We start from the raw sequence: 12736 nt of genomic DNA on the forward strand, positions 1-12736 counted from the left end.
CGCCGCCGAGCGGTCGGCCCGCACGCCCGGGGCCCGGCAGCAAGGGGGGTCGGGAAGACGTCGGACCCGCACGGGGCCGGGCACGCAGCCGGGCCGCCGCGGCGTCCCCCACGACGGCCCCCGGAACAGGAAGCCCGAACACCTGGGCCCACCGGGTGCGGCGGGCCGACGGGCGGTCAGGTCGCCAGGTGGTCGAACTCCCCGTCCTTGGCCCCGAGGAGCAGTGCGGCTATCTCGGCCCGGGTGTAGATGAGCGCCGGGCCGTCCGGGAACCGGGAGTTGCGCATCGCCACCTCGCCGCCCGGAAGGGCCGCGAACTCGACGCAGTTGCCCTGCGAATTGCTGTGCCGGCTCTTCTGCCAGACGACCCCGTCGAGGTCCGCAGCCGCCATGCCGTTGTACGTGTCACTCATCGCTGTCTCCCTGAGCCTGGCGTTCGCCTCACTTGACGTGATGATAGCTGGCCTGCACGTGCATCAGCACGGGACAAAGCGCGTGCATCTGACTCATCAGTAGCGTCGAACAACCGCGCCGTGCGCCGGGCAAACCAGGTCAAACCAGAGCAGACGTCACGGCAAACGATCACCGTACGTATGGGCCGCTCTGCGTCCCGTGGATCTTGACGCTCGTCGCCGGACTTTACGCGCAGTCACATCGGCCACTGTGAGGAGCATCACGCACCCGGACACCAGTGCGCACAGCGCTTTGCCGGTGTTTGTCCGACCTTGTGCCGTCACCACCAACCCCTCACGGGAGTCGACTGCAGTAAGGGCCCCGGTATGTCCTACGATCTCCGCCATGAGCACCGCAGCCATCCCGGGCGCGCCACTGCCCGTCCGTACGCCAGGCTCCCGTGCGCGGGGGCGCCACCGCCGTCCCGAGCGCCCCGAGGTCCCGGCCGGCTCCCCGGCCCTGCTGCTGGCCGTCCCGGCCACGGCCGGGCCCGAGGCCCGCCCGATCGTCGACGAGCTGCTCTCCATCGTGCGCGGCGAGCAGCCGGGCATCGAGATCGCCGCCGGCTACCTCGCGGCCGAGTCCGAGGACGCCCCGACCGTCTCCGACCTGCTGGCCATGGCGGCCGGCAACGGCGCGCCGCCGCCGATCGTGGTGCCGCTGCTCCCCGGTCCGCACGGTTTCCTGACGGAGCTGCACGAGGTGGCCGCGGCCGCCGGCTCCCCGGTGACCGACCCGCTGGGCCCGCACCCGCTGCTCGCCGAGGCCGTGCACGTCCGTCTCTCCGAGGCCGGTCTGGCCCGCGCCGACCGTGCCCGCCTGTTCGCGATCGCCACCTCCGCCGACGGCGTGGTCCTGACCGTCTCCGGCGGCGAGGACGCCGCCGCGGCCGCCGGGATCACCGGTGTGCTGCTCGCCGCGCGCCTCGCGGTGCCGGTGGTGGCCGCCGCCCTCGACGTCCCGGGTTCGGTCGCCGCCGCGGTGGACCACCTCAAGGCGACCGGTTCCGAGCGCCCGGCGCTCGCCCCGCTGGTGATCGGCCCGGAGGCGGACTCCGAGCTGCTGGCCACCGCCGCCGAGGAGACCGGCTGCCCGAGCGCCGCGCCGCTGGGCGCCTACCCGGCCGTCGGCCAGCTGATCGCCTCCACCTACCTGGCTGCGCTGCCGCCGCGGCCGGTCGACGAGGAGGAGCTGGCCGCCGCCGAGGCCGCCGCTCAGGCCGAGGCCGAGGAGACTGCCGCCGAGCAGTGAGCGGCGCGCGGTTCCCGACCGCGCACGCCGTGAATCGACGAGGGGCCCCGACCGCACCAGGTCGGGGCCCCTCCGCGCGTCCCGGGCTTCGGGCCGCATTGCCTCGGGGCCGCATTGCCTCGGGGACTCGGGCCGCGGGACTCGGGGGCCCTCCGTTGCGGGGACCTCGGGCCGCGGGTTCAGACGGGCAGCCGCCGGGTCGGTGCCGCCGCGTCGGCGAGCCGGATCGCGGGGGTGACGACCGCCCGGGGCGGCCCGTCCACCGCGGCCGGTGCGGCGGCGGCGTTCCACTCGGCCTTGCCCGGGCCGGGCCGCAGCTGCACGGCCTGCCGTTCACCGGCCTTGCGCAGGACGATCCGGGCCGGTTCGGGTGCCTGCGGGTCGAGCCACACCTCGTTGCCGCCGAAGGAGCAGTCCAGCACGGCGATGTCGTCCGGTTCGCCGTCCGTGGTGGCCCGGAAGGCGACGCCGGCCTTCCGATAGCCCGTCAGGTGACTCCGACCGATCGTCACCGTCGTTCCGGCGAGCTGGTGTTCGGCGGTGGCGACGGCGTAGTCGGACTGGCCCGCGGCGTCGATCAGCAGGCCGTCGAAGACGGTGCCCCTGTCCCGGCCGAGCGCGTGCACGGCCACTCCCCCGGCGCCGTTGCCGTACAGCACGCCGCCGTTGTAGTCGAAGTCGTTGAGGTAGGCGCCGTGCTCGATGCCCCAGCCGCCGTTGTGGTACGCGACGAAGCGTTCCAGGGTGTGGTGGTGACGGGCGTTCAGCCAGACGAAGACGCCGTTCTCGAGGTTGTTGTGGGCCAGGCAGCGCTCGAAGGTCCAGACGCCCTCGCTGGTCTCCGGCCACTCGTAGCCCGAGGCGCCGGTGGCGCCCTGGACGCCGACGGCCACGCAGTCGCGGGCGGTGCCGCCGGTGCCGGCGCCGAGCGAGAAGCCGGTGAGCCGGTAGCCGCGGGGGTTCGGCTCGTGGACGGTGCGGGAGGCCACGCAGGACTCGTAGGTGATGTCGTCGGACGGCGCCTGCGGGGTGCGGGTGTCCGGCGGGCCGTCCCACCAGTAGGCGTCCTCCCAGGTGTTGTGGCTGATGCAGCTGCGGAAGGTGATGCCGTGGCTGGCGTGCGGGACGAAGGCGTGGCTGCCGCTGTCGCGGACCACGACGCCCTCGACGACGGTGCCGCGGGAGGTGTCGCCGAGCATGTGGAAGTGCAGGCCGTACCGGCCGAGCACGGGCTCGGTGACCGGCGAGCCGTTCCAGGTCTCCTTGCCCGGCTGCCGCGGGCCGAGCCAGCGCAGTGCGGCGTGCCGGACGTCGGCCCGGCGCGAGCTGGTCAGGTGGACGTGGGCGCGACCCTCGGCGGTGCCCTCGATCCGGACGCTGCGGGTCAGGTTGAGCACCTCGGCGCCGACCGCGACGCCGCCGCCGGCGGTCACCCGCGGGTGCGGGTGCGCCAGGGGTGCGGTCAGCGTGACGGTCTTGCCGTCGACCCGTCCGATCGTGCACAGATCGTACCGGGTGGAGAATTCGTCCTCGCTCGGGGGTCCGGTCGGCGTGACGGCCAGCTCGTCGCCCGCCCGCCAGCCGACGGGCGGCTCGGCCAGCCGCAGCTCGGTGTCGCCGGCCCGCAGCGCGGTGGCCGCACGGACCCAGGCGGTCTTGGCGGCGCCGTCCAGCCGCAGGTAGCCGGTGCCGGTCACCCAGAGCCCGACGTCTCCCTCCACCACCGTCATGCCGCCGCCACGGAAGCTTCGTTCGTCCACGGACGGAAATCTCAGGGTGTGCACCGAGCCGTCCGCCGGGGCCAACGCCAGGATGCCGCGGACCTCCACGGCGCCCGCGGAGGAGAGCGTGAGGCTGCGCCCGGGGGCGAAGACCAGCGAGCCGCCCGGCTCGACCACCAGGGAACCGATCGACGCGTCGGCGTCCAGCAGGACACGGTCGGCGATCCTGACGGCGCTCCTCGCCCCGGGGACGGCGCCGCCCCAGCCCGCCGGGTCGGACCAGCGGCGGCCCGTCAGATCGACCGGGGAGGGCGAGGGGTCGACAGGAGCCGGGACGGCCCGCGCGTGCCCGGCGGAGGGCCCCTCGGAGGCCGCGAGGAGGGGCGCGGCCGCCACCGCGGGCGCAGCCGACGAGGCGAGCGCGCGGCGGGCCAACTCGCCACCGCCGACCGCGGCCGCGGCGGTGGAGATCCCGAGCCAGACGAGCATCCTGCGCCGGCCGACCCGACGGTGCGGCGCCGGCCGTCGCGGCACTCCGCCGGACGCCGCCTCCCGGTGCCGCCCGTGGTGATCCATGAGCGGTCGACCCCTCCCCCCGGACCGTTGCCCGGCCCCCGCCCTGAAGCATAAACAGGCCGGTTTTCCCGGAAGGGCCTTGCCGGAAATCGACAGAAGTCGATCACGAAAAGATCAAGGGATCGATCATGGAATATACCAAGATCGACTGTGACCGGCATCACACATATTTGCGGTTTGAACTTAACTCTGTCTAATGTCCTCCCACGTTCGTGGTCACACGGACCCAGTTGGCCCGAACGCCGAGTCCTGCCGGCGGTCCGACTGGCAATGCGAAACGCACTTCGGCAGGGGCGGGGGAACCAGGTAAGTCGCCCGGGAACGGTCCAGCACCGCTCCCCGGCTTGGGGTGAAGCCGCACGCGCGGAAACGGCGAGGGATCGCCGGATCCTGCGCGCGCGGCCGGGCAACTCCAGCCCGAATCCGACAGCTCACCTCGCAGGCGTGGGAGAGGAACGCTGCTTCATGCTGTCCATCAACTCCAAGCGTGGCCGCCGCATTCTCGCCACCACCGGCGTCGTCGGCATCGGCCTCAGCATCCCGTCGCTGGCCGCCGGCACCGCCTCCGCCGCCTCGGTCTCCACCTGGGACAAGGTCGCCCAGTGCGAGTCCTCCGGCGACTGGCACATCAACACCGGCAACGGCTTCTACGGCGGCCTCCAGTTCACCAACAGCACCTGGACCTCCTTCGGCGGCGGCAGCTACGCCTCCCGCGCCGACCTGGCCACCAAGGACCAGCAGATCGCCGTCGCCGAGAAGGTGCTGGCCGTCCAGGGCCCCGGCGCCTGGCCCGTCTGCTCCGTCAAGGCCGGCCTGACCAAGGGCGGTCCGGCCCCCGAGATCAACACCGGCGGCTCCGCCTCCACCCCGGCCCCGGCGGCCACCACCCCCGCCAAGCCGGCCGCCCCGGCCGCGCCGGCCGCCTCCACCGGCTCGACCGCCTCCACCGGCACCTCGCAGGACGGCAAGGCCTGGCAGGGCCAGAAGTCCTGGCAGGGCCAGTGGAGCCACGGCGCCACCTACACCGTGCGGGCCGGCGACTGGCTGTCGACCATCGCCGAGCACAACCACGTCCAGGGCGGCTGGCAGAAGCTCTACGAGATCAACAAGTCGGTCCTGAAGAACGGTCCGCACACCATCTACCCGGGCCAGAAGCTGTCGCTGGGCACCCCGGCCAAGGCGTCCTCCACCCCGGCCCAGGCCGCCCCGGCCGCCGCCAAGCCGGCGACCACCGCGGTCAAGGCGAGCACCGCCACGGCCGCGCAGACCGCCACCGGCTCCAAGGCCGCCGCGGTCAACTTCGCGCTCTCCAAGGTGGGTCAGGCCTACATCTACGGCGGCACCGGCAACGGCGGCTGGGACTGCTCCGGCCTCACCCAGGCCGCGCTGCGCGCCGCGGGCATCTCCGTCCCGCGCGTCGCCGCCGACCAGGCCGACTACTCCACCCGCGTCTCGCTGGACAACCTGCAGCCGGGCGACCTGCTGTTCTGGTCCAACAACGGCGCCAACTCGGGCGTGCACCACGTCGCCATGTACATCGGCGACGGCAAGTACGTCGAGGCCGCCAACCCGAGCGCCGGCGTCCGCGTCCAGACCATCGCCAACTGGGCCCCGGACTTCGCCGGCCGGGTCTGAACCACCCCTCCCGGCGTCGCGTACGCCGGGGCAGGCGCCCGAAGCCGTACCTGGGTCCCTCGGCCCGGGCGCTCCTCTCCCCCTCCGCAGCCCCGGAGCGGCCTCCCGCCGCCCCGGGGCTTCGGCCTGCCCGCACGGATAGGCTGACGCCCCCACGGAGTTGAGGAGCCGCCATGGCAGCGAAGGTCACCGTCACGCTGGACGCCGATCTGGCGATCGAGGTCATGCTGGCCGTCGGGGCGGGCAACCCGCAGGACGCGGTGGAGCTGATCGTCCGCGACTACCTGGCCCGCAGCCGCCGCACCGAGGCCCGCACCGGCGACGCCGCCGCCGCCGAACGCACCACCCGCCCCCACCGCACCGTCGAAGAGGGCTGAGGCACACGCCCGGGGGGATCAGCCGCCGGGGGCGCCGGGCCGACCACCAGGGGCGCGTGGAGCACCTCCCGCGCCCCCTGAACGGTTGCCCCGCGCCCCTGGGTTGTTGCCCCGCGCCCCTGGGCCCTGCCCCCGGAAACGCCCGCGGCCCCGGAGAGAGGGCTCTCCGGGGCCGCGAGGGTGTGCCTCGGGCCCGTCGGCCCGTGGCGGGGGTCAGCGCACGCTGGCGCCGGTGGAGCCGCGCATCACGAGCTCCGGCTGGAACATGAACTCCGCGCGCTGCGCGGGGTTGCCGCCGACCTCCTCCAGCAGGGCGTCCACGGCCGCGATGGCCATGGCCTCCACCGGCTGGCGGATCGTGGTCAGCGGCGGCTCGGTGAACGCTATCAACGGCGAGTCGTCGAACCCGACCACCGAGACGTCCTGCGGCACCGCGAGGCCGCGCTGCCGGGCCGCCCGGATCGCGCCGAGCGCCATCATGTCGCTGCCGCACACGATCGCCGTGCAGCCCTTGTCGAGCAGCACGCCGGCCGCGGCGTGCCCGCCCTCCACGCTGAACAGCGTGTGGTGGATCCAGCCGTCGGCCTCCTCCTCGGTCACTCCGAGCAGTTCCTGCACGGCCGCCCGGAAGCCCTCGACCTTCCGGAGCACCGGTACGAAGCGCCGCTGCCCGATCGCGAGGCCGATCTTCGTGTGGCCGAGCTCGACCAGGTGCTGGACGGCCATCCACATCGCGGCGCGGTCGTCCGGGGAGATGAACGGCGCGGCGATCCGCTCGCTGTAGCCGTTGATCATCACGAACGGCACCTGGCGGCCGATCAGCTTGTTGTACCGCTCGTGGTCGGCGGTGGTGTCGGCGTGCAGTCCGGAGACGAACACGATGCCGGACACCCCCCGCTCCACCAGCAGCTCCACGAGTTCGTCCTCGGTGGAGCCGCCGGGGGTCTGGGTGCACAGCACCGGCGTGTAGCCGTGCCGGCTGAGCACCTGCTCGATCACCTGCGCGAGCGCGGGGAAGATCGGGTTGTTCAGCTCCGGGATGATCAGACCGATCAGACCCGCGCTGCGCTGTCGCAGCCGGGTCGGCCTCTCGTACCCGAGTACGTCGAGGGCGGCCAGTACGGTCTGGCGGGTGGTCGCGGAGACGCCCGCCTTGCCGTTGAGGACGCGGCTGACGGTGGCTTCACTGACCCCCGCCTGCGCCGCGATGTCCGAGAGTCGCGCCGTAGTCACGATCCCAGAGCCTATTGCAACCATCTCAGACCGCCCACCATACGGTGCTGTCCGATGCCAGCAGAATCTCGCCGTCCGCGGCCTCGGTGTCCGCGGAGGACAGCAGGATACGTCCGGGAGCCGCCATCCGGACCGGCGCACCGGTGGTGTTGGAGGTGCAGACGAATGAGCCCTGCGCGCTGTCGCGACGGAAGGCGAGCACGCCCTCCGGCGCGTCCAGCCAGGTCACCTCGGTGCCGGCGCCGAGCGCGGGGTGCTCGCGGCGGACGGCCAGCGCGGAGCGGTAGAGCTCCAGGGTGGAGGTCGGGTCGCCGGTCTGGACCTCCACGCTGAGGTCGGCCCACTCGGCGGGCTGCGGCAGCCAGCTCGGACCGCCCGCGGCGGGGCCGAAGCCGTACGGGGCCTCGGTGCCGGACCACGGGATCGGCACCCGGCAGCCGTCGCGGAAGCCGTCCTGGCCGGAGGCGCGCAGGAAGGACGGGTCCTGGCGGACCTCGTCCGGCAGGTCGGTGACGTCCGGCAGGCCGAGCTCCTCGCCCTGGTAGACGTAGGCGGAGCCGGGCAGGGCCAGCATCAGCAGGCTGGCGGCGCGGGCGCGGCGCAGGCCGAGCTCGCGGTCGCCGGCGGTGCGGATCTGGGTGCCGAGGCCGGGCTCGTTGGCGAAGCGGGTGGCGTGCCGGGTGACGTCGTGGTTGGAGAGCACCCAGGTGGTGGGGGCGCCGACCGGGCGCATCGAGTCGAGCGAGACGTCGATCACCTCGCGCAGCTCGTCCGCGGACCAGGAGGTGCCCAGGTACTGGAAGTTGAACGCCTGGTGCAGCTCGTCGGGGCGGACGTAGTTGGCGGTGCGCTGGACGGTCGGGGTCCAGGCCTCGGCGACGCCGATCCGCTGGCCCGGGTACTCGTCGAGGATCTTGCGCCAGTCGCGGTAGATCTCGTGGACGCCGTCCTGGTCGAAGAAGGGCATCACGTCGTTGCCGAGCAGCTTGAGCTGGTCGCCCTCGCCGCCGATGTCGGGCAGGCCGGCCTGCTTGACCATGCCGTGCGCGACGTCGATCCGGAAGCCGTCGACGCCCATGTCCAGCCAGAACCGCAGGATCGAGCGGAACTCGTCGGCGACGGCCCGGTTCTCCCAGTTGAAGTCGGGCTGCTCGGGGGCGAAGAGGTGCAGGTACCACTCGCCCGGGGTGCCGTCCGGGTTGACGGAGCGGGTCCAGGCCGGGCCGCCGAAGATGGACTCCCAGTTGTTGGGCGGCAGCTCGCCGTCCTCGCCCTTGCCGGGGCGGAAGTGGTAGCGGTCGCGCAGCGGGGAGCCGGGGCCCTCGCGCAGCGCGCGCTGGAACCACTCGTGCTGGTCGGAGGAGTGGTTGGGGACGAGGTCGACGATGATCCGCAGGCCGAGCGCGTGCGCGTCGCGGATCAGCCCGTCGGCGTCCAGCAGGGTGCCGAACATCGGGTCGACCGCGCGGTAGTCGGAGACGTCGTAGCCGGCGTCGGCCTGCGGGGAGGCGTAGAAGGGGGAGAGCCAGACCGCGTCGACGCCGAGGTCGCGCAGGTAGGGCAGGCGGCTGCGGATGCCCGGCAGGTCGCCCATGCCGTCGCCGTTGGAGTCGGCGAAGCTGCGCGGGTAGACCTGGTAGATGACCGCGTCCCGCCACCAGCCTCTGCTCGCGCCCGCACTCGCTGCGATGGGCTCGGCGGCGGTAACGGGGGCGGGCCGGGAGGCGTCGGCCAGGTTCTGGGTCATGGGTCAGTCATCCCTTGGGGAATCGCGGCGAACGGAGCGTGGTGTGACGGTACGTCGGACCGACGGCCTCGGCGGGTGCTTCGGCCGTTCGGTGCGTGCGTTCGTCAGGACTTGGCCGCACCTGCGGTGAGTCCGGTGACGAGGTGGCGCTGGACGAGGTAGAAGACCAGGGCGGCGGGCAGCGCGATGAGCACCGAGGTGGTGGCCATCAGCTGCCACTGGTGGTCGTGCTCGCTGATGAAGGACTGCAGGCCGACCGCGAGCGTGTACTTGTCCGAGCTGAGCATGAAGGTCGAGGCGAAGGCGACCTCGGCCCAGGCGGTGAGGAAGGAGTAGAAGGCGGCGACGGCCAGGCCCGGGCGGGCCAGCGGCAGGATCAGCCGCCAGAAGGTGCCGAACGGCGAGAGCCCGTCGACCCGGCCGGCCTCGTCGATCTCCACCGGGATGGTGTCGAAGTAGCCCTTCAGCAGCCAGGCGCAGTACGGGACGGTGGTGCCGGAGTAGACCAGGATCAGGCCGAGGTAGCTGTCCAGCAGCTGCAGGTTGGACAGGATGTAGTACATCGGCACGATCAGCACGGCGATGGGGAACATCTGGGTCACCAGCAGCGTCCACATCAGCTGCTTGTGGCCGGCGAAGCGCATCCGGGAGACGGCGTAGCCGGTGCTGGCGGCGAGCATGACGCCGACGACCGTGGTGCCGCCGGCGACGATCACCGAGTTGCCGAACCAGCTGAAGAAGTCGGTCTGGTTGAGCACCTTGTCGTAGTTCGACAGGGTCGCCTTGCCGAGGATCTGCCCCGGGTGCAGGTAGTCCATGTCGTCCGGGCCCAGCGAGATGTAGGCGATGTAGACGACGGGGAAGAGCGCGATCAGGCTGGCGGTGATCAGCGCGAGGTGGCTGAGCACGGAGGCGACGGGGCTGCGCTGCTCGCGGCTGCGGACCTTGGCCGGCCGGGCGGCGTGGGCGGCCGCGGGGCGGGCGGCCGGTCGATCGGTGGTGGTGGTCATCGGGGTACCTGCCTCGTGGATGTCGCTGGTCTGCTGGATGCTCGCGGCGCTCAGCCGTTCGCCTGCTCGTTGCGGGCGAGCCAACGGCGGTAGAAGCTGGTGAAGACGATCAGGAGCGAGAGCAGCAGGACGCCGTAGGTGGCGGACTGCGCGTAGTCGCGGGGCATCTGGCCGAAGCCGAGGCGGTAGGCCCAGGTGACCAGGATCTGGGCGTCGGGCGCGCCGTTGCCGAACAGCAGGAAGATGACGGCGAACTGGTTGAAGGTCCAGATCACGCCGAGCAGGACGACGGTGCTGCTGACGGTGCGCAGGCCCGGCAGGGTGACGTAGCGGAAGCGCTGCCAGGGGCTGGCGCCGTCCATCTCCGCGGCCTCGTAGAGCTCGGCCGGGATGGACTGCAGGCCGCCGAGGAGCGAGACCATCATGAAGGGCACGCCGACCCAGGTGTTGACGGCGACGGCGGCGGCCTTCTGCGCGAACGGGTCGGAGAGCCAGCCGGGCTCGGGCAGGCCGAGGGAGCCGAGGACGGCGTTGATGGCGCCGCCGTCGGCGAGCATCAGGCGCCAGGAGAAGACGGTGACGAAGGTCGGCACGGCCCAGGGCAGGATCAGCAGCATGCGGTAGAGGCCGCGGCCGCGGAGCTTCTGGTTGAGCAGCATGGCCAGCGCCAGGCCGATGGTGTAGTGCAGGACGACGCAGATGACCGTCCAGGCGATCGTCCACACGAAGTGCGACCAGAAGCGGTCGTACGAGCCGGGGCCCCAGAGCACGTCGGCGTAGTTGTGCAGGCCGACGAACTTGAAGCTGTCCGGGATGTGGTTGACGCCGATCTGGCGGCCGGTGTTGAGGCTGGTGGCGTCGGTGAGCGTCAGGTAGACGCCGCGCACGAGCGGGTAGCCGACCAGCACGCCGAGCACGACCACGACGGGCGCGATCATGGCGTAGGCGTACCAGTACTTGCTGTACGAGAGCTTGATGCGCTCCACCAGGCCCGGACGCGGTTCGCGGCCGCGGCTGCTCTTGCCGGGAGCGCCCTGCACGGCGACTGCCATTGTTGACACCTTTTCGGGAGGTCCGCCGCCTCGCGTCGGCGACTGGGTCTTCGTACGGGGGTGGCCGACGGCCGCCCGGCCCACCTGGGGTGGGCCGGGCGGCCGGTGGTGTTACTTGGCGAAGCCGGGGAGGAGCTTCGCGTAGTCGACGGCGGTGGCGTCCAGGCCGGTCTTGGTGTCGGCCTGGCCCTGGACGATCTTGCCGAGGTTGGTGCCGATCGAGGCGAACAGCGAGGAGTACTCGGGCAGCTCGGGCCGCGGCTGGGCGGTGCTCAGGATGGCCTGGTAGCCCGCGATGCCCAGGTTGGCCTTGACCTCGGCGGTGTAGGCGTCACCGCGGGTCGGCAGGGTGGAGTTCTTCAGCGCGAGGGTGGTCTGGCTCTCGGCCGAGGTCAGGAACGCGGCGAGCTTCTCGGCAGCGGCCTTGTGGGCGGCGTCGGAGCCGGCGTAGACGGAGACGTTGTGGCCGCCGGTGGGGGCGCCGGCCTTGCCGGTGGAGCCGGCCGGGACGGGGGCGATGCCCAGGTTCGCCTTGTTGCTGAACGCGGCGCCCTTGTAGATGTTGGTGATCTCCCAGGGGCCCTGGATGATCATCGCGACCTTGCCGGTGTTGAAGGCGTCCATCATGTGGGCGTACGAGTCGGTGGTCACGTCGGCCTTGGCGGTGCCGGGCGAGGTGAACATCGACTTGTAGGTCTCGACGGCCTTGGTGGCCTCGGGCGAGTTGACGGTGATCTTCTTGCCCTTGGCGTCCACCATGTCGGTGCCCTCGCCGAACAGGAACGGCAGGGCGAAGTAGCCGTCGCCGGCCCGCATGAAGAAGCCGTCGACGCCGGCCTTGTCCTTGATCTGGGCGGCGTCGGCCTTCAGCTCGTCCCAGGTGGTGGGGGCCTTGGCGATGCCGGCCTTGGTGAAGAGGTCCTTGTTGTACAGGAGGCCGAGGGTGTCGGTGACCAGCGGCGCGCCGTAGGTCTTGCCGTCGAACTTGGCCTGCTGGACCAGGCTCGGCTGGAAGGCGGAGGCGTCGGGGAGCGCCGGGGTGCCGTCCAGCGGCTCCAGGAAGCCGGCCTTGGCGAAGGCGGAGGTCCAGCCGACCTCGGAGCGGAAGGCGTCCGGTGCGCCCTTGGCGCCCATCGCGGTCTGCAGCTTGTTCTGCGCCTGGTCGAACGGCACGTTGACGAAGTTGACCTTGATGTTCGGGTTGGCGGCCTCGAACTTCTGGACCAGCGCCTGGTAGGTCGGAGCCTCGTTGGTGGCGTTGGACGTGTCCCAGTAGGTGATGGTGACCGGACCGCCGTCGCCCTTGGCGTCCGAGCCGGAGCCGCTGCTACCACAGGCTGCAAGGGAAACCGCAAGGGCCGCAACGAGAGCGGAGGCCGCGATGCCACGCCGCATGAGAACTCCTAGGAAGGTGGGGGTGCCCGAATTGGTGGAGGACCGCGCATAATGGCTGTCCCGTGCCGACTGCGCCGTTGCGGCCGTCGGGCTTGTGGAGGAACGTAACAGCGCCGAAAGCCAACCTGAAAGCCCTTGCAGCAACTTTCTGCAAGCGTGATTCAGATCGTTACATCCGCGTGTCCTCCGAGTTGCCGTCGCGCGAACCGCCCCCTCGACCCCTGTGACCTGCGTCGCTCCCGGTCGACCGGGGCATGCGAACGGCCCGCGCCGTCCGGGTCGTCCC

General features: G+C 72.0%; 10 protein-coding genes and 1 riboswitch. Of the genes, 3 read left to right on the top strand and 7 right to left on the bottom strand.

The window, feature by feature from the left end; genetic code table 11:
* Positions 1–176 precede the first annotated feature (176 nt).
* Entirely contained in the window at positions 177–413 is a 237-nt protein-coding gene (locus AB0O09_RS31740) for a DUF397 domain-containing protein (RefSeq protein WP_344621862.1), read from the bottom strand.
* A 385-nt stretch (positions 414–798) separates the two neighbouring features.
* On the opposite strand from AB0O09_RS31740, the gene AB0O09_RS31745 reads away from it, so the two are divergent.
* Positions 799–1704 (top strand): hypothetical protein, encoded by a 906-nt coding sequence (locus tag AB0O09_RS31745; protein ID WP_363547727.1) that lies wholly within the window; start codon positions 799–801, stop codon positions 1702–1704.
* Positions 1705–1883: 179 nt separating this feature from the next.
* On the opposite strand, the gene AB0O09_RS31750 is transcribed toward AB0O09_RS31745, so the two are convergent.
* On the bottom strand, positions 1884–3914 hold the full coding sequence (locus AB0O09_RS31750; RefSeq protein WP_363547730.1) for a hypothetical protein: 2031 nt from the start codon (positions 3912–3914) through the stop codon (positions 1884–1886).
* Positions 3915–4262: 348 nt separating this feature from the next.
* Positions 4263–4461: riboswitch (cyclic di-AMP (ydaO/yuaA leader) on the top strand.
* Positions 4462–4466: 5 nt separating this feature from the next.
* Between AB0O09_RS31750 and AB0O09_RS31755 the strand changes: the two genes are divergently transcribed.
* Both AB0O09_RS31755 and AB0O09_RS31760 read left to right on the top strand, forming a co-directional pair.
* Positions 4467–5636 (top strand): transglycosylase family protein, encoded by a 1170-nt coding sequence (locus AB0O09_RS31755; RefSeq protein WP_363547733.1) that lies wholly within the window; start codon positions 4467–4469, stop codon positions 5634–5636.
* A 173-nt stretch (positions 5637–5809) separates the two neighbouring features.
* Entirely contained in the window at positions 5810–6013 is a 204-nt protein-coding gene (locus AB0O09_RS31760) for a hypothetical protein (RefSeq protein ID WP_363547735.1), read from the top strand.
* A gap of 213 nt (positions 6014–6226) precedes the next feature.
* Here AB0O09_RS31760 and AB0O09_RS31765 read toward each other — a convergent pair whose 3' ends face one another.
* The 5 genes from AB0O09_RS31765 to AB0O09_RS31785 all read right to left on the bottom strand — a co-directional run bounded on the left by AB0O09_RS31765 (position 6227) and on the right by AB0O09_RS31785 (position 12450).
* The gene (locus AB0O09_RS31765) at positions 6227–7270 is read right to left on the bottom strand and encodes a LacI family DNA-binding transcriptional regulator (RefSeq protein WP_344621856.1); all 1044 of its coding nucleotides are present in this window, start codon (positions 7268–7270) and stop codon (positions 6227–6229) included.
* Position 7271: 1 nt separating this feature from the next.
* Entirely contained in the window at positions 7272–8993 is a 1722-nt protein-coding gene (locus AB0O09_RS31770; RefSeq protein ID WP_363547738.1) for a glycoside hydrolase family 13 protein, read from the bottom strand.
* Positions 8994–9097: 104 nt separating this feature from the next.
* Complete coding sequence (locus AB0O09_RS31775; RefSeq protein ID WP_363547741.1) at positions 9098–10003, bottom strand: carbohydrate ABC transporter permease; 906 nt, start codon at positions 10001–10003, stop codon at positions 9098–9100.
* Between the two features lie 50 nt (positions 10004–10053).
* Positions 10054–11055 carry a sugar ABC transporter permease gene (locus tag AB0O09_RS31780; RefSeq protein WP_363547743.1) on the bottom strand — a complete coding sequence of 334 codons (1002 nt, stop codon included), beginning with the start codon at positions 11053–11055 and terminating at the stop codon, positions 10054–10056.
* A gap of 111 nt (positions 11056–11166) precedes the next feature.
* A complete protein-coding gene (locus AB0O09_RS31785) occupies positions 11167–12450 on the bottom strand; it encodes an extracellular solute-binding protein (protein ID WP_363547746.1) in 1284 nt (427 codons plus the stop codon).
* Between the last annotated feature and the right edge of the window lie 286 nt (positions 12451–12736).

The organism is Kitasatospora sp. NPDC093679 (assembly GCF_040683455.1).
Lineage (GTDB): Bacteria > Actinomycetota > Actinomycetes > Streptomycetales > Streptomycetaceae > Kitasatospora > Kitasatospora arboriphila.

Excerpts from the sequence above, each read along its gene's own strand:
- AB0O09_RS31755 (WP_363547733.1), top strand. The coding sequence starts at position 4,467 with ATGCTGTCCATCAACTCCAAGCGTGGCCGCCGCATTCTCGCCACCACC.
- AB0O09_RS31770 (WP_363547738.1), bottom strand. The coding sequence starts at position 8,993 with ATGACCCAGAACCTGGCCGACGCCTCCCGGCCCGCCCCCGTTACCGCC.
- AB0O09_RS31780 (WP_363547743.1), bottom strand. The coding sequence starts at position 11,055 with ATGGCAGTCGCCGTGCAGGGCGCTCCCGGCAAGAGCAGCCGCGGCCGC.
- AB0O09_RS31740 (WP_344621862.1), bottom strand. The coding sequence starts at position 413 with ATGAGTGACACGTACAACGGCATGGCGGCTGCGGACCTCGACGGGGTC.
- AB0O09_RS31765 (WP_344621856.1), bottom strand. The coding sequence starts at position 7,270 with ATGGTTGCAATAGGCTCTGGGATCGTGACTACGGCGCGACTCTCGGAC.
- AB0O09_RS31775 (WP_363547741.1), bottom strand. The coding sequence starts at position 10,003 with ATGACCACCACCACCGATCGACCGGCCGCCCGCCCCGCGGCCGCCCAC.
- AB0O09_RS31750 (WP_363547730.1), bottom strand. The coding sequence starts at position 3,914 with ATGCTCGTCTGGCTCGGGATCTCCACCGCCGCGGCCGCGGTCGGCGGT.
- AB0O09_RS31745 (WP_363547727.1), top strand. The coding sequence starts at position 799 with ATGAGCACCGCAGCCATCCCGGGCGCGCCACTGCCCGTCCGTACGCCA.
- AB0O09_RS31760 (WP_363547735.1), top strand. The coding sequence starts at position 5,810 with ATGGCAGCGAAGGTCACCGTCACGCTGGACGCCGATCTGGCGATCGAG.
- AB0O09_RS31785 (WP_363547746.1), bottom strand. The coding sequence starts at position 12,450 with ATGCGGCGTGGCATCGCGGCCTCCGCTCTCGTTGCGGCCCTTGCGGTT.